20 protein-coding genes are annotated in these 19,353 nt (G+C 30.4%); 16 read left to right on the forward strand and 4 right to left on the reverse strand.

Annotated features, from left to right (window positions below; all coding sequences use genetic code 11):
• Positions 1-27 precede the first annotated feature (27 nt).
• Both ACREWB_RS01845 and ACREWB_RS01850 read left to right on the forward strand, forming a co-directional pair.
• Positions 28-666 carry a hypothetical protein gene (locus ACREWB_RS01845; RefSeq protein ID WP_431545781.1) on the forward strand — a complete coding sequence of 213 codons (639 nt, stop codon included), beginning with the start codon at positions 28-30 and terminating at the stop codon, positions 664-666.
• Between the two features lie 224 nt (positions 667-890).
• A complete protein-coding gene (locus ACREWB_RS01850) occupies positions 891-1,448 on the forward strand; it encodes a Uma2 family endonuclease (protein WP_431545782.1) in 558 nt (185 codons plus the stop codon).
• A 70-nt stretch (positions 1,449-1,518) separates the two neighbouring features.
• Here ACREWB_RS01850 and ACREWB_RS01855 read toward each other — a convergent pair whose 3' ends face one another.
• Positions 1,519-1,866: a hypothetical protein gene (locus ACREWB_RS01855; RefSeq protein ID WP_431545783.1), complete on the reverse strand. Its 348-nt coding sequence runs from the start codon at positions 1,864-1,866 to the stop codon at positions 1,519-1,521.
• Positions 1,867-2,238: 372 nt separating this feature from the next.
• Between ACREWB_RS01855 and ACREWB_RS01860 the strand changes: the two genes are divergently transcribed.
• A complete protein-coding gene (locus ACREWB_RS01860; RefSeq protein WP_431545784.1) occupies positions 2,239-2,661 on the forward strand; it encodes a flavodoxin family protein in 423 nt (140 codons plus the stop codon).
• A 161-nt stretch (positions 2,662-2,822) separates the two neighbouring features.
• Positions 2,823-3,026: a hypothetical protein gene (locus tag ACREWB_RS01865; protein ID WP_431545785.1), complete on the forward strand. Its 204-nt coding sequence runs from the start codon at positions 2,823-2,825 to the stop codon at positions 3,024-3,026.
• Positions 3,027-3,310: 284 nt separating this feature from the next.
• Here ACREWB_RS01865 and ACREWB_RS01870 read toward each other — a convergent pair whose 3' ends face one another.
• A complete protein-coding gene (locus tag ACREWB_RS01870; protein ID WP_431545786.1) occupies positions 3,311-4,186 on the reverse strand; it encodes a tetratricopeptide repeat protein in 876 nt (291 codons plus the stop codon).
• A 364-nt stretch (positions 4,187-4,550) separates the two neighbouring features.
• On the opposite strand from ACREWB_RS01870, the gene ACREWB_RS01875 reads away from it, so the two are divergent.
• From ACREWB_RS01875 to ACREWB_RS01910, 8 genes are all read left to right on the forward strand, one after another.
• Complete coding sequence (locus ACREWB_RS01875) at positions 4,551-4,928, forward strand: hypothetical protein (RefSeq protein WP_431545787.1); 378 nt, start codon at positions 4,551-4,553, stop codon at positions 4,926-4,928.
• A 133-nt stretch (positions 4,929-5,061) separates the two neighbouring features.
• Positions 5,062-5,463 (forward strand): hypothetical protein, encoded by a 402-nt coding sequence (locus ACREWB_RS01880; RefSeq protein WP_431545788.1) that lies wholly within the window; start codon positions 5,062-5,064, stop codon positions 5,461-5,463.
• 81 nt (positions 5,464-5,544) lie between these two features.
• Complete coding sequence (locus tag ACREWB_RS01885; RefSeq protein WP_431545789.1) at positions 5,545-6,363, forward strand: sugar nucleotide-binding protein; 819 nt, start codon at positions 5,545-5,547, stop codon at positions 6,361-6,363.
• Between the two features lie 161 nt (positions 6,364-6,524).
• Positions 6,525-7,448, forward strand: coding sequence for an NUDIX hydrolase (locus ACREWB_RS01890; RefSeq protein ID WP_431545790.1), 924 nt, complete (start codon positions 6,525-6,527; stop codon positions 7,446-7,448).
• 28 nt (positions 7,449-7,476) lie between these two features.
• Positions 7,477-8,130, forward strand: coding sequence for a cysteine hydrolase family protein (locus tag ACREWB_RS01895; RefSeq protein ID WP_431545791.1), 654 nt, complete (start codon positions 7,477-7,479; stop codon positions 8,128-8,130).
• A 21-nt stretch (positions 8,131-8,151) separates the two neighbouring features.
• Positions 8,152-9,642 (forward strand): nicotinate phosphoribosyltransferase, encoded by a 1,491-nt coding sequence (locus ACREWB_RS01900; protein WP_431545792.1) that lies wholly within the window; start codon positions 8,152-8,154, stop codon positions 9,640-9,642.
• 38 nt (positions 9,643-9,680) lie between these two features.
• Positions 9,681-10,364, forward strand: coding sequence for a nicotinamide riboside transporter PnuC (gene pnuC / locus ACREWB_RS01905; RefSeq protein WP_431545793.1), 684 nt, complete (start codon positions 9,681-9,683; stop codon positions 10,362-10,364).
• Entirely contained in the window at positions 10,361-11,368 is a 1,008-nt protein-coding gene (locus ACREWB_RS01910; RefSeq protein WP_431545794.1) for an AAA family ATPase, read from the forward strand. The genes pnuC and ACREWB_RS01910 overlap by 4 nt, the downstream gene beginning before the upstream one ends.
• Positions 11,369-11,401: 33 nt before the next feature.
• Here the strand turns inward: ACREWB_RS01910 and ACREWB_RS01915 are convergent, their stop codons facing one another.
• Both ACREWB_RS01915 and ACREWB_RS01920 read right to left on the reverse strand, forming a co-directional pair.
• The gene (locus ACREWB_RS01915; protein WP_431545795.1) at positions 11,402-12,046 is read right to left on the reverse strand and encodes an adenylate kinase; all 645 of its coding nucleotides are present in this window, start codon (positions 12,044-12,046) and stop codon (positions 11,402-11,404) included.
• Positions 12,047-12,277: 231 nt separating this feature from the next.
• Positions 12,278-13,711 carry an MFS transporter gene (locus tag ACREWB_RS01920; RefSeq protein ID WP_431545796.1) on the reverse strand — a complete coding sequence of 478 codons (1,434 nt, stop codon included), beginning with the start codon at positions 13,709-13,711 and terminating at the stop codon, positions 12,278-12,280.
• Between the two features lie 291 nt (positions 13,712-14,002).
• Here ACREWB_RS01920 and ACREWB_RS01925 point away from each other — a divergent pair, with 291 nt between their 5' ends.
• Genes ACREWB_RS01925 through ACREWB_RS01940 form a run of 4 tightly spaced genes read left to right on the forward strand, consistent with a single transcriptional unit; the run spans position 14,003 to position 19,240 of the window.
• Positions 14,003-14,998 (forward strand): substrate-binding domain-containing protein, encoded by a 996-nt coding sequence (locus ACREWB_RS01925; protein WP_431545797.1) that lies wholly within the window; start codon positions 14,003-14,005, stop codon positions 14,996-14,998.
• 44 nt (positions 14,999-15,042) lie between these two features.
• Entirely contained in the window at positions 15,043-16,548 is a 1,506-nt protein-coding gene (locus tag ACREWB_RS01930; RefSeq protein ID WP_431545798.1) for a sensor histidine kinase, read from the forward strand.
• A gap of 15 nt (positions 16,549-16,563) precedes the next feature.
• On the forward strand, positions 16,564-18,174 hold the full coding sequence (locus ACREWB_RS01935) for a response regulator transcription factor (protein WP_431545799.1): 1,611 nt from the start codon (positions 16,564-16,566) through the stop codon (positions 18,172-18,174).
• Entirely contained in the window at positions 18,167-19,240 is a 1,074-nt protein-coding gene (locus tag ACREWB_RS01940; protein ID WP_431545800.1) for a sugar ABC transporter substrate-binding protein, read from the forward strand. The genes ACREWB_RS01935 and ACREWB_RS01940 overlap by 8 nt, the downstream gene beginning before the upstream one ends.
• Positions 19,241-19,353 lie beyond the last annotated feature (113 nt).

Raw genomic sequence — 19,353 nt, forward strand, 5'->3', positions numbered from 1 at the left:
GCAAGTAGCTTTAAAGGGGTAGGGATCATGACTGATTTAAAAAGCATGAGTAACAAAAAGAAAGCTGAATATATATGGGATTATTATAAGTTACATATTATAGTGGCTATAGTAATTATATGTATAGTAGGTTCTATGATACATAGTAGAATGACAAAAGTAGATTATGTATTTAATTTAACTACGATTGGAACTGTGGTAGATCAGAATAAGAAGAATGATTTAGAAAAGCAACTTACAAGTTTTGTGGTAAAAGAAGGAGAAACGAGAAAAGAGGCTATTGTATATGTTACACCATCTGTCGGTTCAAATGGCCAGGGAGATATAATGCCGAATGAGTATATGCAGAGATTTGTTGCTATGATATCTGTCGGACAACTTGATCTTGTTTTATTAGATAAAGATATACTAGAAAATTTAGCCAAACAGGATATATTATTAAAACTTAATGATGCCCCAGGGCTTAATTTAGATTCTATAAAAAATGAAAAGGTTGAAGTTAGTGGAAGTGATAACAAAAGGGCTGTTTATGCCATAAATGTGGAAGATATTAAAATTTTCAAGGATCTTGGAATTGATACAAATAATAAGGTGATCGGTATTATTAGTTCGTGTAAACAAAAGGATAAGTCCGTTTTGGTACTGAAATGGCTTTTAAATAAGTGATCATTTCTTTACAAGATTAAAATTTCTGTACTTTCGAAAATAACCTTTAAAAAGTAGCACTAATACCTGTGAGTATTAGTGCTATTTTTGAACTCTATTAACTTAAATGAATAAATAGCAGAGATTTCTAAAAATAATACAATATTGAAAATATTGGTATTATATATATTAGAATATATTGTTGTGATATAATTAGATTAATTAATGAGAAAGGTTGTGAAGATATGATACCTCAATCAAATGCAAAACCTACATACGAAGATTTTCTTGAGATTACAAAAGATATAGAACGGGTTGAATTTATAAATGGAGAAATAATTTATATGTCGTCGCCCAGTGTTGAGCACCAACGAATTTTAAATAAAATTAATATCCATGCATCAGAGTATTTTAAAGACTCACAATGTGAAGTATTGATTGCTCCATTAGATGTTGTATTAGAAAATGAAGAAATGAAAAATAAAAAATCTGTTCAACCAGATATTATGATCATATGTGATAAATCAAAATTTAAAGAGAATACATATGAAGGTGTTCCAACTATGGTTATTGAGATAACATCCCCTTCTAATGCTAGCCATGATACTATTACAAAGTTAAATTTATATGAAAGATTTAAAATCCCAGAATATTGGATAGTATCGCCTAAAAACAAAGCTGTGACAGTATATAAGTACGAAGATAAGGCATATGGAGAAAGCACTATATATACTAAAGATGATGTGGTAAAATCAGAAATATTTAAGGAGTTTTCGATTTCTATAAAAGAAATATTTGAATGATGATTATAAAAAAGTAGCACTAATACCTGTGAGTATTAGTGCTGCCTTCTATTATTCTATTCAAACTCTTTTAACTGCATCTAAACATTTCTTTTTGGTTTTCTGTTGTATTGTAATTATAAAGCTCTACCAATTTTATTCCTTTGGAATCTATGTGTATTTTATCTTCATTTACAATAGTAACATTATTATTATATTTAGCGCTACGAATTCCACTTTTTGAAAAGGCTTCATCATCTTTATATTTTATATAGCCTAATTTTTTTAGTCTCCCTAAATAGAAAGCAAATTCTTGTTTTTTCTGTATTTCGTCTTCCTCTGTTAATTTATAATCTTCAATTTCAAATGACATTCCTGGCAAATTATCAGCATCATAAATGTCAATTAGTATCTCTCGTTCTAATGTATTCAATTCCATATAATCCCCTCTCGCTACAATATTAATGATTATGATTCCGTTTACAGTTTTAATCCAAGCTACATCAAAAGCTTGATAATATATATATATTGCTTAAAATCTGTATTTATTCCTATCATAAATCATCGCTTCCTATATATGTTATTATATCACAAATATAGCATTTTATTTGTAGTATTGTGGTATGTACAATAATAATTGTTCAACAAATTCCAACAAAAATACATGGTGCCACCCACGTGGCAAGTGGCATGGTTGGTTTATATTGCAACTTAACTATTTTTTTTTATATGATTTTATGCAAATATAGATTATACTATATTTGGATATGTATAATCTTATTATACCTTTAAAAATATGGGAGATGATATTGTGAATTATAAAGTTATTTATTTTACAAGAAGTGGGAATAGCAAGAGGATAGGTGAAAAAATAGCAAATAAACTTTCCTGTGAGGTTATAGAAATCACAGATAATATGAATTGGAAGGGTATTTTAGGATATATAAAAGCTGGATATTATTCTTCAAAAAATAAGAGCGTTGATATAAAGATTAATGGTGATTTAAGTAATACTGATGAATTTATTGTAGTTACTCCGTTGTGGGCTGGTAGGTCAGCACCTGCTATTAGAACTTTTTTTAAAACAACTTCATTAGACAAGGTACATTTAGTTGTAACTTCTATGGGTAGTAATATAAAAGATCGTTTGGGATTTAAATCAGTTAGCGAAATTGTTAAGAGTAAAAAAAATGAAAATGCTATTATAGAAAATCTTGTAAAGAGCTTATTATAAATGAAATAGATTAAAAACATATTCCATAGTAACTTTTATCTTCTTATCTTAGGATAGGGAGAGCTTTTTTATTAGTAATGTAGGTAAAAAGAAAATTATGGTATAATAATGTTAAATCATGTAAAGTATATTTGAGAAAATATGATTTTGGGAGGTGCATAATGAAATTTGGAATAAGGAAACCCAGCTTAAAGAAAATGATTAGCAGTAGAACTAGCGTAAAGAGAGTAATACGTCATAATCTAGGGATAAAAGCTCCACGTGGGTTTGGATGGTTTACAAATCCTAAAAAATCCGCCTATAATCGTGTTTATAATCGTACAAGTTTTAGTATTTTTGATGTAATAAAGAAACTTTTTAAATAGAAATTTGGTGCCACCAGGAATTCTGGTGCTACCCACAGGAGAGTGGCATGTGGGTGTAGAATAAAAGGGGAACATGTTATATGACAAAAGATGCATTGATGAATAAAAAAATATACTTCATAATGATACTGAAAAAAAAGTAGGATTAAAGGAGTATTCTAAATATGCATTCATAAGTTATATAGATATACGCAATGGTAAAAAAATGACTTAGAGTATACTATATACTGCTAGGTCATTTTTAATTAGAAAATTTATTTTTTTTATATAATATGATTGATTTATTAATTCATAGGTATAAGGTCACCATAAGTTCCATCAAAGACTTTTCCGTTGTTTTGATTCACATAGTACCATCCCCTGGTTGCGGTGTGATCAACAACTACATCATAAACATGTATAACAAAATATTTAACTCCATCTACCGTTTCTTCATGATCAAATTGGCTTAACGTTTTTGAATCTGAATCTTCAAGTACAAGCTTTCTAACTATATCCGTTGCAGATTTAGTCGTTATATTACCAGCAGCAGCCTTAGCTGCCTTTTCTTGAGCTTCTTTAGCCATTTGAGCCGCCTTTTCTTGTTCTTCTTTAGAATTTTGGGTTTTCTGTTGTTCTAGAATTTTCTTATCTATAGTATCCTTAAGGTTTTTCGCATTTTCGTTATTGTTATCAATTTTAAATACCTGGGTTATATAATTGTTAGCTTCATCATAGTTATTAGATTCTAAAGCAATATTGGCTTTACTAATATTTAGTGCCACATATTCTTTATTGCATTCATTAATATTATTTTGAGCATCTGTGTAGAGCTTATTACTATCTTTTCCAATCATTTTAAATTGGTCTATTGACTCTAGATATTTTTTATCATTCATTAATCTTATGCCTTCATTATAGACTTTATTTTCTTCTATTAAGTTTTGAGCAAGCCTAATACTATTCTCTATGTTGGTAGCGTTTTTATAACTTAGTGACTGCTTGTATAAATCTATAGCCTTATCATACTCATTATTTTTCATATATCTATTTGCATCTTTAATTAAGCCATTGTATTGATTGATTTTAGCATATTTGTATCCCCCAAATCCTACACCAATAATTACAAGTAATGTTAATACTGATGTGATAACTATTTTTTGCATACCCCATTTTTTCATTACAAAACCCCCTATATTAACGTAACGGAATTATATATATATATTAATTCCACTTTGCTTATATAGAAATTATAACATAAAAATTATCGTATATTACCACTATTATTATAAAATATATGAACTTTATTTGGACGTTCAATCGAGGTTAGAATAAGGATTCTGACGTAGAAGATTTATGAGCTATTCTTAGAACTTTTTATCAAAATCTTATAATATTAAAGGTGAAAATAGTTTTTTGTTGAAATTAAGTACTGATATACTTTTCAAAATATAGTATGATTGTGTAGTAATTTTTAGTTATTTATATATAAATGATAAGTCAATGTAATATTTTATAATTAACTAATAAATAGGAGGATTCGAAATGAAGAAAAGAAAAAACATTATAATTAATGGATATATAAAAAGAATAGGAATAGGTTTGCTAGTGAGTTTAACGATAGTAGTAGCTATATGCTTAATTAATAGCAACTATAGAAATATTGAAAGCTTTTCAAATGTATTATTTTATATTGGGTTAGTAGAATTTTGTGCTGGAGGTATAATTTTTATTATGGGTACTATGGTTAAAAGAAAGAATACTTACCAACAGGTAAGAACGTCTTCTAGTGAAAGTATCCAATATCGTAACAGTAATGACCTGGATAGCACTAAACAAAGGTTTGAATTTGTTATTTATATGAGCATTATTGGAACAATAATGATTGGCTTTAGTATTGTAGTAGCTTATGTATTAATATAACGTTCCACTGAAAGATTTAGAAATGGTTTTTATGAGTATGGTGACAAGCGAAGGTAAAATAATGATATAATGATAAATTTTGTAGTATAATAAAGCGTATGAATCAAAAAATTCGTATTGAGGAGAGCTAAACATGGAAGATAATCAACTTTATAGAAATATAAAAAATTTTATAAAAGGAAGTAAGGCAATTGTAAAAGACTTTAAGGGTGTAATTGTTGAGGAGAGTTTACTTGATAATAGGGTACTTAACAAACTTAAAGTTATTGGGTTGTGTATATTAGACCATGAGAATCCATCTGAAAGATGGCATCTATATACCGTTATAGTTTCAGAAGATGAAATAGAAAAATTGTCAGGGTGCATTAAAGATGAATGGTATATGCACTTTTTAAAAGGTAGAAAAATAATTGTTATATTTAGGGGCAAAAAGTTTACTTTCGATTATGAAGATAAATCCACATGGAAACCAGCAATAGATTACGGCTTATCAATAGGTATTCCAGAGAGTCAATTGCATTTCATTATGCAATAGGGCGAATAATACAGTTATAATGGGTGTATAAGCAATGGACAAATTTAGAACTTTATTTTAAGTGTCGGAGGTGTAATTTTTATGAACAAGGTATTAGTGATAGGTGGAAGTGGGCTTGTAGGAAAGGCAATAATTACTGAACTAAATAAATACAAGGAATATGAGATTTATGCAACATACTTTGAAAGCCCAATTTCATTATTAAATCAAAATATATGTTTTAAACTGAATATTGAAGATGCAGATAGAATAAATAGTATATTGAATACTTCAAACCCGCAAGTTATAATATCGTGTTTAAGAGGTAATTATGATAAACAATTGATTTTACATACAAAAATCACTGAATATTTAAAAAAAAGTGGTGGTAGATTATATTATTGCTCTACTACGAATGTATTTGATAATGATTTAAGCAAGCCTCATTATGAAGGTGATTTGCCAAGTTCTTGTAGTGAATATGGACAATTTAAAATAGAATGCGAGAAAAAAATTACTGAAATATTACATGATAATGCTTGTATATTAAGACTTCCTCAAGTTTGGGGAAAGGATTCTCCTAGAATGAAACAGTTATTAAAGTCACTGGCCAACAATGAAAAAATCATTGTTTACCCGAAATTAAAATTAAATGCTATTACTGATGTAGTGATAGCAAAAAAAGTACTTTACATAATTGAACATTATTTAAAAGGGATCTTTCATCTGGTAGCAGATGATGTAATTAGTCACAAAGAGCTGTACAAAGAATTAATAATAGGTTTGGGTTTTAATAATGAAAGTATGGAAGAACACTTTGAGGAAGAAGGATACTTTGCAATCTTATCCAAGAGAAACAATGAATTTCCTCAACAATTAAAATTAACAAATAAATCGGTGATTAATTATTTAATTGAATAATATTACTAATGACTTATTATGCTGCGAAATATAAAATTAGAGTATATGGAAAAATATGTTAACTTTGTATCATATTGATGCTAAGATGATAGTATCAAAGTAGTACAAAACGAAATCAACAGTATGTACTCATAAAAGACAAGTAAGAAAGGAAAATGATTATGAGAAATATAAATATAAAAAATAAAGATGGATTAACCCAAAAAGAATTTTTAGAAAGTTATATACCAGGAAATTATGACAGGCCATCTAACACAGTGGATATGTTACTTTTTACGGTAGACGATATACCTGTTGAGGGAAAAGATCCTGACAAAGCACTTAAGATGCTTTTAATAAAAAGGGGAGATCACCCATACCTTGGATGTTATGCAATTCCAGGAGGTTTTGTGCATATTGATGAAGCTTTAAGCACTGCCTGCTACAGGGAATTAAAAGAAGAAACAAATATTGATAATGTATATTTCGAACAGTTAAAAACCTTTGGTGATTTAGTAGAAAGAGACCCAAGAATGAGGGTTATTTCAATAGCTTATTTGGCCTTAGCCCCTAAAACTAGCATTAAAGAAGTAGCGGGAGATGACGCTACTTATGCACAATGGTTTACTGTAAGAAAAGATTTTATTTCAGCTACTAATTCAGGAATAGAGAGAATTGATACCTACAATCTAACATTGGTTTCTGATGATGGTGAGGTTAAGATAGGCTACCTTGTAACTGAGAGATTTGTTAAAAATGGGATTATTTCAAATAAAGCACCTTCATATGAACTTTTAGAGTGGAGTAAAGACGAACTTGCCTTTGATCATATTGATTTGGTATATTGTGCTATTGAGAGACTAAAAAATAAAATAGAATATACACCAATAGCATTTACTCTTTTACCTAAATATTTTACCCTAAGGGAAATTCAAAAACTATATGAAGCAATCTTACATTTACAAAAGCCTCTAACAAGAGCTAATTTTAGAAGAAAGATTAAAAAAATGGTAATAAAAACAGAAAAAGAAAAAGAAACTTCGGGAAGACCTGCAACTTGCTATATGTTTAATGAAAGCTGGGAACACAATTTTTTTGAAGAATAATTAATATAGATGGAGGGGGATTTATGTTATGGATTTAATGATAAATAAAATATTTGATATGCGAAATGAAATAGAGGGTAAGGTGGTTAATTTAACAGACCTTCCAAAAGAAAAAACAGCACTAATTGTAATTGACATGGTAAATGGATTTGTACACCAAGGAATATTATCATCACCAAGAGTTGTAGAAATAATAAATAATTTGTTAACTATTAACCAAAGAACACATGGATATAAAAAAATATTTTTTTTAGATAGGCATGATGAAAATTCAGTGGAGTTTGAAAATTATGCCAAGCATTGTTTGAAAGATAATATAGAGTCAGAGCTTATTGAAGAACTAAGGGGAGAGGCTGCGACATCTCATGCTAATACTACAATGATACCTAAGAATAGTACTAATGGTTTTCATGCACCAGGATTTAAAATATGGCTTGAGGAGAATGAGGAAAAGATTGAAAACTATATTATTGTGGGATGTGAAGTAGATATTTGTGTAAGTCATTTTGCTACAACCTTAAAGACCTACTTCAACCAAAGGAACCTAGTCAGAAGAATTATCATTCCTATAGATTCCGTTGAAACCTTTGATTTTGGAACTCATGATGGGGATTTAATGAAAGTTGTTTCTCTTTGGGAGATGCAATCAAATGGTATAGAAATAGTGAATAATATAATTTAAAAATTAGGAGGAACAACAAAAATGAAAAAAACAACAAATAACTTTAATATTAAAGAAGGAAGAAATCTTTCAATGCTAATGGATTTTTATGAACTAACAATGTCAAATGGGTATTTTGTAAATGGGCTTTCAGATACTATTGTGTATTTTGATATGTTTTACAGAAAGAACCCGGATGGAGCAGGTTTTTCAATAGTAGCAGGACTTGAGCAACTTATTGATTTCATTAAAAATTTGAAATTCACACAGGAAGATATTGAGTATTTAAGAGGCAAAGGAATATTATCAGAGGAATTTTTACAATACCTTTTAACCTTTAAGTTTACTGGGGATGTATATGCAATACCTGAAGGAACACCAGTATTTCCAAATGAGGCGCTTGTAACTGTAAAATCAAAGGTAATAGATGCACAACTTATTGAAACAATGCTTCTATTAACAGTTAATCATCAAAGTTTAATAGCTACTAAGGCAAGTAGAATTGTTAGAGCTGCTAAGGGAAGACCAGTTTTGGAACTGGGAGCAAGAAGGGCACATGGCGCTGACGGAGCTATAATGGGAGCAAGAGCTTCTTATATAGGGGGCGTAACTGCTACGGCTACTGTAATGGCAGAAACAATGTTTGGAGTTCCTGCAACTGGTACAATGGCTCATTCCTGGGTGCAATTATTTGGAGATGAATATAAGGCTTTTGAAACCTATGCAAAAACCTACCCGGATACATGTACACTACTTGTTGATACTTATAATGTTATTAAAAGTGGTATTCCTAATGCTATTAAAGTTTCTAAGAATGTTCTAGAACCCATTGGCATGCGATTAAAAGCAATTAGATTAGATAGCGGGGATCTTGCATACCTTTCTAAAAAAGTAAGAAGTATGCTTGATGACGCTGGGCTTACAGACTGTAAGATAGTAGCTTCAAACAGCTTAGATGAATATATTATAACGGATCTATTAAATCAAGATGCTAAAATAGACATATTTGGCGTTGGTGAAAGAATGGTTACTGCTAAATCAGAACCTGTATTTGGTGGTGTTTATAAATTAGTAGCAGTTGAAGAAAGTGGAGAAATTTCGCCAAGAATAAAATTAAGTGAAAATGAAGAGAAAATTATTAATCCAGGATACAAGATGACTTGGCGTTTATACGATAAGAAATCCCATAAGGCAATAGCTGATGTTATTACGCTTTCAAATGAGGGCATAAATGAAACAGTACCTTATACAATCTTTGATCCAGTTTCTATCTGGAAGAAGAAAATAGTCAAAAATTTCTATGCGGAAAAACTCCAAGTACCAGTTTTTCTTAAGGGTGAATGTGTATATGAATCTCCAAGCATAGAAGAAATAAAAACTAACTGTAAAAATCAAGTAGATAGAATATGGGACGAAGTTAGAAGATTTTCTAATCCTCATAAATACTATGTGGATTTATCTCAGGAACTTTGGCTTGTTAAGCAGGAATTAATTCAAAGGTACAAAAATTCAGAAGAAAACATTGAAGAATAGAATTATTATTTACCAATTTGAATTAAAGGAGTATGAATGTGAAAATAAAGAACTGGAAATTATATGAGATTATTTGGTTATTAATGTTTTCGCTGGTTGCAATTTTATTAACAATTGTATGGAAGGATACCTTGTTTGGATTCTCTGTATTTATAACAGGTGTATTGTGTGTGGTTCTTGCAGCAAAGGGTAATATATGGACATATTATTTTGGGATGTATAATACTTTTGGGTATGCTTATTTAGCTTATAATAATGGGTTATATGGTGAAGTGGGATTAAATATTCTCTTTTTTCTACCAATGAATATTATTGGATATATTATGTGGAAAAAGAGTTTGAGCGGAAATATTGTAGAAATGCGAGGTTTACAGAAAAACAATAAAATATTGACAATTACTATATGTGTACTTGGTAGCATTGGATTAGGTTTCGTTTTGTCATTAGTCAATGGTCAAAATACTCCTTATGTTGATGCAATAACAAACGTGCTATCCATTGTAGCAACATTCTTAATGGTATACCGATTTAAGGAGCAGTGGTTACTATATATTGTTTTAAATGTTTTTACTATAATTATGTGGAGTCTCAGAACAATAAGTGGAAGTCCGGAAGGAGCTATGATGATTGTAATGTGGAGTGCATATCTTGTAAATGCAATTTATGGCTACTATAATTGGAATAAAGGAGTAATGCAAAAGGAGGAGACGATTTCTATATGAAAAAAATCGGATTAACACTTGGAAAATTTGCACCATTGCATAGCGGCCATAAGTTTATGATTGATACTGCTTTAGAAGAAATGGACGAGCTAATTATACTTATTTATGACACACCGGTAACAAAGATACCTTTGAGTGTAAGGTCAAGTTGGATTAAAAGACTATATCCCAGTGTTACTATTATTGAATGTTGGGATGGTCCAGACGGATATTCAAGTGATAGGGACTTTGAGATTTCACAGGAACAATATATTTTAAGTGTGCTTAATGGAAGGGTAGTAACTCATTTTTATTCAAGCGAGTTTTATGGTGAACATGTAAGCAAGGCGCTTGGTTCTATAGATAGAAGAATAGATGAAGCACGTAAAATTGTACCTATTTCTGCATCAATGATAAGAGAAAACCCATTTAAGTATCGAGAATTTATAAGTGATGTTGTTTATAGTGATTTAATTACTAAAATAGTTTTTGTTGGGGCTATGTCAACTGGTAAGTCAACTATAACTGAAGCCTTAGCAAAAAAGTATAAAACCACCTATGCAAATGAATATGGAAGAGATTATTGGACTGAACATCAAGTAGATAGACGTATTGATTTTGAATCCTTTGATGAAATTGCCAAAGGTCATATGAAGCGTGAAGATGAAGCTATATTAGAAGCTAATAAATATTTTTTTGTAGATACCAACGCAATAACTACGTATATGTATGCCATTGATTATCATGGCACAGCTCCAAAACTCCTTACAAAGCTTGCACTAGAAAATGCACAACGTTATGATATATTTTTTCTATGTGATGATGATATTCCATATGATGACACTTGGGATAGAAGTGGGGATCAGAAACGCAAAGTATTTCATAAGCAAATTATCGCGGATTTACATGAACGTAGAATACCGTATATTATACTCCGAGGTAGTTTAGAGCAGCGTATAAAAGCAGTTGATAAAACTCTTGCTGAATTCGAAAAGTATAATAATTTTTTTGGATTAAACAATTAATCGAAGTTCAAGGTAATTATCAAAATAGTCCAACTAGTTATCTAGTATCGAGTGAATATTTTTTGATACTGTAAGTATATCATCCCTACCATCAACTATAGATAAAGAGAGATTTGTTTTATAGTAATCTATTAGAGGATGAGTTTGATTAGTATAAACAATAAGTCTTTCTTTAACAGTCTTTTCATTATCATCATTTCTTTGAATCAATCTACCTCCACAAAAGTCACAGCTACCTAATTGTTTTGGTGGATTAAACTTTATATGATAACTTGCTCCACAAGAAGCACATATCCTTCTTCCTATATTTCTTTCAATTATAAATTCGTTAGGAACATCGATTAGAAGTACAAAATCTAAGTTGCTATTAATACTTTGCAGAAATTTACCAAGTTCTTCTGCTTGAAAAACAGTCCTAGGAAATCCATCTAATAGAAAGCCGTCGTTGCAATCATCCTTTATTAGTCTATCTTTTATAACTTGAATGGTTAATTCATCAGGCACTAACTGACCTCTATCTATATATTTTTTTGCTTCTATACCAAGTGGAGTTTTGTTTAAAATGTTCATTCTGAAAATATCTCCAGTTGATAGATGGGTTATGTTGTATTTCTCACAAATCAGCTTTGCTTGAGTACCTTTTCCAGCTCCAGGGGCTCCTAGTAAAATTATTATCAAAGTAACGCCTGCTACCTAAAATTACAACAAGACAATTTTAGCACCCTATTCGTTAAATAGAATGGTGGCATCATGATAATGATTGACCACAGTGCAGGTTTTTCACCTACCTTTCTTTTTAATTTTTAAAACAAAAAATAAAATGCTTATTTTACATTAATTATACAATATCTTAAATGAATTACCAAATAAAAATGAAAAAAGAATTTAGTATAATTACATATAAATTATTTATGTTGACGACCTTTTAGCAATCTCCTTTTGAATATTTTCAATGGTGGATCTATTAAGAGTATAGCCCGAAATACTTACTAGTGCTGCGATAAAGCTTAAGCCTGAGCCTATGCTTAGCATTAAGCCAAGAATAACCACAGTACTTTCATTTTGAATGGGTAGCTTGGCATTGAATTTAACTAAATCTAATACAAAACCTATAAGTAATAGGGTTACAGATTGAGAAAGTTTATAAAACAATGTAAGGCAACCGTAATAGCTCCCTTCTGTTCTTTTTCCAGTATTAAGTTCATCTAAATCAATGACATCTGCAACCATTGAAAAAGGGAGAGTAAATAGTCCGCCTGTACCAAATCCTGCAAGTATTGAAAAGGGAATGAAGTAAAATGCATTACCCATTATATGGCTCTTCATAAACACTAATACAAGAAAAAGCAAACTACTTATAATGCAAATTATAATTCCTAAAATCATTGAAGGTTTCTTATCGAATTTTTTAGCAGCTAAGGCCCATATGGGTTGAGATAATATGGAAACAAGTAGCTGTATTCCAACGATTAGGGCAATCTGCTGACTACTTAGGGAAAATGTGTAGGTAAACACATGTAATCCAGTATTTGCAACTAGGGCTGAAGCTATGTTATTAAACATATAGGCAAGTGCCACATATCTAAAGCTTTTGTTAAGAAGAATTTCCTTAAAGGCTGATAGTAGGGTTTTTAGTTTTCCATCGCTTGTTCCTTTATAAGCATGCTCATTTAGAACAGGAATATATTTTTTTGTAGAGTAAAAACAAACTAAGGCGAAAATAATAATTAGGATTGAAGAAAAAATCCCCATAGAACTATAGGAACTAGGGTTTAGTTGCCCAGAAGGAAACTGTGGAGTAGGACGAAAAAAAACAAACATTCCAAAAACCGATACAAAAGCTAGCCCAAGAAGAAAGAAAATAGTTTTAAAACCTTGGATGCTAGTTCGTTCATTGTAATCATTAGATAATTCAGCACCAAGTGCAGTATAAGGAGTTACATATATTGTGCTGAAAGTTTTAATTATTAAAATTAAAAAGAATATAACAGCAAACTTTAGATAATCTGATAATCCAGAGCTTATATTCCATAAAAGATAATTGAATATTCCTAGACCTATACCGCCTATAAGCAAATATTGATGTCGTCTGCCGAAAATTTTAGATTTGGTCATATCTGAAATATACCCCATTAAAGGGTCAGTGATGGCATCCCAAATTATACTTAGACTTAGAGCTAAACCGACTAAGCTACCAGGGATATTAAGAATAGCTGTACAGTAGAAAACTAAATAGGTACCTATAACTTGACTAGAAATACCTGTACTGAAGTTTCCCGACCCATAGCCTATTTTATCTAAAAGTGGGATTTTTCTATGGTTATTGTTTTTAAGTTTAATCAAGAGAACACTCCTTATTATGCGTTTATATGGTTTATTGAATTTACTTTTTAAAGTTTATTATTTATATGAACTAATATTAACATATTTATACATACTAGTAAAACAGTTTGTTGAGCTTTTCATATGCAAAAAAATATTGTAGAGTTAATAATATTGTTTTACAGTTATTAAAACTAATGGTATAATTTTGACTAAAGATAAAATAAGCTATTATTAGATAATTTATTAGTAATACAAATAAAACCTTATATTATAAAAAGTGAAAATACTTAGTTGAAGGACAAGATATGAATGAGAATATTTAAGAAATTATTTGGATTGTTATATAAATATGCCGTTTTCATCCTAATTGTGTTGATCGCTTTTACAAGCCTAATTCTCTTCTGGCTTCGTAAAGAGGAGATTATTCAACCTCTAATTAAACCGAAATATCATTTTTATTTTATTGCTCAAAATTCTGTGGATCCATTTTGGACTGAAGTAATAAGAGGAGTCCAGAAATCCGCTAAGGATAATAATGTTGCAGTAGAATTTTATGCACCTCGGTTTAATGACCCTAATGAGGAGTTAAAACATATTGATATTGCAACATTATCAAAAGTTGATGGGATAATTACCCACGTATCCAGTGCGGGAGAGTTTACGAAGGCTATTGATAATGCCTATAACAGTAAGATACCTGTTATAACTTTTGAAAACGATGACAGTAAAAGCAAACGACAGACATTTGTAGGTATAAATAGTTTTATTATTGGGAGTGAAGCAGCTAAGATGTTAATAGAAGCAACAGGCGGCAAAGCCAATATTGCTGTTATCTCAAGTGAGGACACAAACCAGGACTCGGTAGAGCAGAATTTGAAGATGAGTGGTTTTATAAGTACGTTAAAGGAATATCCTAATATAAAAATAATTAAAAACTACAGCTCTAAAATAGGTGTTTTAAGTGCAGAGGAAATTACTCAAAAAATAGTTGACTCTGAGGACAAGGTAAACGCTATATTTACAGTGAGTTCAGCAGATACCATGGGAGCAGCTCAATTCATAGTTGATAGAAATAAGGTAGGAAACATTATATTGGTAGGGTACGGCAGCTCTGAGCGGATACTTAGGTATATAGAGAAGGGCATCATTTATGGCACTGTTGCCAGTAATGCTTATAAAATGGGATATGATGGGCTTAAGGCTATGGTAGATATAAAAGAAGACAAACCAATTTCTACAATTATTGATACAGAAATAGAAGTAATTACAAAGAACAACCTAGATCAATATAAACCCAAACCATAGAGTGAAAAAACTAAGGACGAGTACTAAGATTAGGTGGTTAAAATATGAAACATCATATATTTAATTTTTTTGGGATTAGAAAAAAACTGATTGTGTACTTTCTCATAACTATAGCCTTACTAGGGGTTACAAGTATATTTTCTTATTATAATGCAAGGGTGATTTTAAAAAATACAAATAGTATAATTACTGATTACGTATATCTTAATGAGTTAAAAAATGATGTGGACCTAATGATGACTGAGCTTGAAAAATATCTGACAACTACATCTTCTGAAGATTTACTTAGTTATTATAACTATTATAACAAGCTTAAGGTTATAAGAAGGCAGATACCTGTCACCATAGAGTATGATGATGATGATGAGAATCTGTTCCTTAAGGATATTGGAAATATGTTGGATGAGTTAATGGTGGAGAGCGATAATGCAGTGCAAGCAAAACGTGGTAGAATAAGTAGCAAGTATATTACCTATTTTCAGAGGGCGAGCGAGATTAGTAGTTACATTAAGATGTATAATACCAAGCTTTTAGATATAAAATTAAAAAGTGGATCAGAAAAGTATGAAATAATAAATAAGAATATGAACTTTATAAGCTATGTCAATGTACTGGTTATAATAGGTGCCATTATTGCAAACATCATTATTGCGGTATTTTCTACCTATAGTTTGACAAAACCCATAGAACAGTTGTCACGTTCCGCAGAAAAAATAGCAGAAGGGAATTTTGATATCGAATTAACACAAACACATACCGGAGATGAAACTGATATTCTTGCCAGTGCATTTATAAAAATGGTAAAAAGCATAAGAAATTATATTGATGAATTAAGAGAGCATGCGGAGGTTGAAAAGAAGCTTAAAGAACAGGAATATCAAAATCTAAAAATGAAAACACTGCTTAAGGAAGCAGAATTAAAATTTTTACAGTCTCAGATTAACCCCCATTTTCTATTTAATACATTAAATGCAGCCTCACAACTTGCGTTAATAGAGGGAGCAGACAAGTCATCTGAGTTTATGGAGAATATCGCACAATTATTTAGATATAATTTAAAGAATATTGAGGATCTTGTTCCACTTCGTGATGAGATAGAGTATGTGAAGAACTATATGCAGGTACTTAAAATACGTTTTGGAAGTAGAATTTCTTTTTATAATAATATTGATGAGGCTGCATTAGATATAAGGATACCCAGGATAATTATACAACCAATTGTAGAAAATGCCTACATTCATGGTCTTCAGGATTTAGAAAGAAATGGTGAAATACGCCTAAATGTTAAATCTTCCGAGGATAATATTTTAATTGAGGTAATAGACAATGGTAAAGGGATGGATTCAAATAGTATAAATGCTATTGTAGGCTCATGCCAAGAGAATGGAACCTCACAAAAGCAGTTTACTGGTATAGGTATAAACAATGTACTACAAAGACTTCAAATTCTATTTAATATTGAAGATAATGAGAAATTAATAAGCATAGAGAGCAAAATTGGGTATGGTACAAAAGTAACCCTAACAATCCCGCGGGTATATATTCCTTAGAAAGGTGTGGATGGCATGTTAAAACTTTTAATCGCTGATGATGAGTATCTTGTATTAGATTCAATCAAAATGATTGTTTCTAAAAATGTAAAAGATGTTGATGTTGTAGCTACGGCAAGCACAGGACGTGAAGCTATTGAATATGCTATAAGCCTGAAACCAGATATTGTTTTTATGGACATTCATATGCCAGGAATTGATGGCATGGAGGCAATAAGACAGATTAAAAAAGTTAATAATGATACTTTTTTTGTGATAATTACTGCTTATGATTACTTTGATTATGCAAAAGAGGCACTAAATATGGGCGTTTTTGAATATCTATTAAAACCTATTAATAAAAAGAAATTAATAGAGTGTCTTAATAATATAAAAGTTAACATTGACAAAAAAAGGGGAAATTTAATTAGAGAGATTGAACTAAAGGAAAAAATGAATAGTATTATTCCATCCTTAGAGGCACAATTTATTATTAATAAATCATTTAATATTGGACTATCTACAGATATAGAATTTTATGAAAATATATTTTCTATGAATTTAAAATATGGTTATGCCATGGCAGTTTTATTAGAAGGGCTTAATTCTAAAAGGAAAGAAAATAGTTTAAAGCTGGATTTTGTAAAACAAAACTTCTATGATGTTTTTAATATGAAATTAAAATCACTATGTGCCTGCCTAATAGGAAATCCTATGGCTGATAGAATAATAGTATTTATTCCCACAAATGGGGAAGAGGAAAGCGCTATAACAAAAGAAAGGTCCATAGATATTGCAAAAAGAGTAATAGAAAAAATCAAAGGATTATCAGATTTGAAATATCAAATAGGCATAGGAAGAAGATACAAAGCAGAAAGTTTCGGAAAATCTTGTAATGAGGCTTATCTAGCAGCCAGTAAAGCTCAAAGTAAGGCGGTTACCTATTACGAAGATGTTATTCTATCAGACAACATTTTTGATACATATCCATTTCATAAGGAGAGTGCTTTTTCAAATAGTATGCTGACTGCTAATATTAAAGAGGCTAAGGAACCCTTCCTAGAGATATATGTTTGGTTAACCAATGTTTATGGAGAGGATATTGATAGAATAAAATCTAAGCTTATGGAGTTGTTATTTTTAATAGATAAGAATTTACCCTATAAATCAAAAAAATTGGATGAACTTAAAAAAGTGCTAATTTTGAGAATTATAAAAATTAATAACAAAGGTGAACTTAGAACTCAATTTTTAGTATATCTTTCTGAGCTGGCTAAAGAAATACAAATTCAAAGAAAAGGAGATATATATGGAGTTATTCCAACGGTGTTAGAATATCTCAATAAGAACTATGATCATGATATTTCTTTAAATGATGTGGCAAAAAGTGTAAACCTTAGCTATAACTATTTGAGTAAAGTATTTAAGGATGAGATAGGAAAAAGCTTTATAGACTATCTTACGGAGCTTAGGATAGATAAATCTATGAAACTGCTAGCTAATGAAAATATAAGTATAAAAGAAATATGCCTAAAAAATGGTTATAATGATCCTAATTATTACTCTAAAGCTTTTAAAAAGATTACAGGAATGACTCCCACAGAATATCGAACATTTATAAATGGGGGAAGTGGTTATATTGATTAAAAATAATAAGTTAAAAATTGCTATAATTACTGGGCTCACTCTTTTATTAGGTGTACTGGTTTTTAATGTTATTAGAGATTTAAAAAGGCCTACACTTATAGGAAACAATAATGACAAGCAAGTTACCCCTTTGAAAAGAAAAATAAAGATTGGATTTTCACTTGGAACTTTGAAAGAAGAAAGGTGGGTTAAGGATAGAGATATTTTAATGGCTAAGGCGCGTGAAATGGATGCAGAAATTATTGTTCAAAATGCAAATAATGACGATCAAGATCAGTTAAAACAAGTTAAATATCTTTTGGAACAGGGAATTGACGTGCTTATAATTGTGCCAAATGATTATTATAAATCTGCTGATGCAGTTGATTTGGCGAAAAGGCAGGGAATACCAGTTATTTCCTATGATAGGCTTGTTTTAGATGCAGATGTGGATCTTTATATAACTTTTGATAACGTAAAGGTAGGAGAACTAATGGGCAGTGCACTCCTTGAAAAAATAAAACATGGGAATCTTCTTATAATAAATGGTGCAAAAAATGATAATAATACCACTATGATTAAAGAGGGTTATGATAAAATTTTAATACCCTATGTGTCAGGTGGTAAAATAAATATTGTAGGTGAAGAATGGGCACCTAATTGGCTAAAGGAATATGCATTTACCGTGGTAGATAAGGCAGTGCAGAAGGATACAAAGATAAATGCGATTATAGCCGGAAATGACAGTTTGGCGGAAGGTGCTATTGAAGCATTGTCGGAGCATAGGCTTACAGATAAGGTAATTGTAATTGGCCAAGATGCAGATCTTGGAGCTTGTCAGAGGATTGTAGAGGGAACGCAATTCATGACGATTTATAAGCCAATAGAAAAATTAGCAGAAAAGGCAGTAGAAATGGCTGTAAAATTGGTGGAAAGAAAGCCACTTAACACTAGTGAAACTATTTATAACGGAAAATATATGGTGCCTTATTATGTATTAGAGCCAATTGCCGTTAAGAAAAATAATATTGATATTACCATAATTAGAGATGGCTTTCATCTGAAGGATGACGTTTATAGAAAGTAGTTTATTGTTACAGTTTGTTTGGGTACCCATACAAGCTGTATTTTTTTATCGTAAAATATTACTAGTGTGTAAAATTTTTTAAAACTATAGTAAAAATTTACCCAATCAGGGTA

The sequence above is a fragment of the Clostridium sp. genome (genome assembly GCF_050717635.1).
Classification (GTDB): domain Bacteria; phylum Bacillota; class Clostridia; order Clostridiales; family Clostridiaceae; genus Clostridium_AD.

Bases quoted from the DNA above. Each gene is read 5' to 3' on its own strand.
- ACREWB_RS01845 (WP_431545781.1), top strand. From the start codon at position 28: ATGACTGATTTAAAAAGCATGAGTAACAAAAAGAAAGCTGAATATATA.
- ACREWB_RS01850 (WP_431545782.1), top strand. From the start codon at position 891: ATGATACCTCAATCAAATGCAAAACCTACATACGAAGATTTTCTTGAG.
- ACREWB_RS01855 (WP_431545783.1), bottom strand. From the start codon at position 1,866: ATGGAATTGAATACATTAGAACGAGAGATACTAATTGACATTTATGAT.
- ACREWB_RS01865 (WP_431545785.1), top strand. From the start codon at position 2,823: ATGAAATTTGGAATAAGGAAACCCAGCTTAAAGAAAATGATTAGCAGT.
- ACREWB_RS01870 (WP_431545786.1), bottom strand. From the start codon at position 4,186: ATGAAAAAATGGGGTATGCAAAAAATAGTTATCACATCAGTATTAACA.
- ACREWB_RS01875 (WP_431545787.1), top strand. From the start codon at position 4,551: ATGAAGAAAAGAAAAAACATTATAATTAATGGATATATAAAAAGAATA.
- ACREWB_RS01880 (WP_431545788.1), top strand. From the start codon at position 5,062: ATGGAAGATAATCAACTTTATAGAAATATAAAAAATTTTATAAAAGGA.
- ACREWB_RS01885 (WP_431545789.1), top strand. From the start codon at position 5,545: ATGAACAAGGTATTAGTGATAGGTGGAAGTGGGCTTGTAGGAAAGGCA.
- ACREWB_RS01890 (WP_431545790.1), top strand. From the start codon at position 6,525: ATGAGAAATATAAATATAAAAAATAAAGATGGATTAACCCAAAAAGAA.
- ACREWB_RS01895 (WP_431545791.1), top strand. From the start codon at position 7,477: ATGGATTTAATGATAAATAAAATATTTGATATGCGAAATGAAATAGAG.
- ACREWB_RS01900 (WP_431545792.1), top strand. From the start codon at position 8,152: ATGAAAAAAACAACAAATAACTTTAATATTAAAGAAGGAAGAAATCTT.
- ACREWB_RS01910 (WP_431545794.1), top strand. From the start codon at position 10,361: ATGAAAAAAATCGGATTAACACTTGGAAAATTTGCACCATTGCATAGC.
- ACREWB_RS01925 (WP_431545797.1), top strand. From the start codon at position 14,003: ATGAGAATATTTAAGAAATTATTTGGATTGTTATATAAATATGCCGTT.
- ACREWB_RS01930 (WP_431545798.1), top strand. From the start codon at position 15,043: ATGAAACATCATATATTTAATTTTTTTGGGATTAGAAAAAAACTGATT.
- ACREWB_RS01935 (WP_431545799.1), top strand. From the start codon at position 16,564: ATGTTAAAACTTTTAATCGCTGATGATGAGTATCTTGTATTAGATTCA.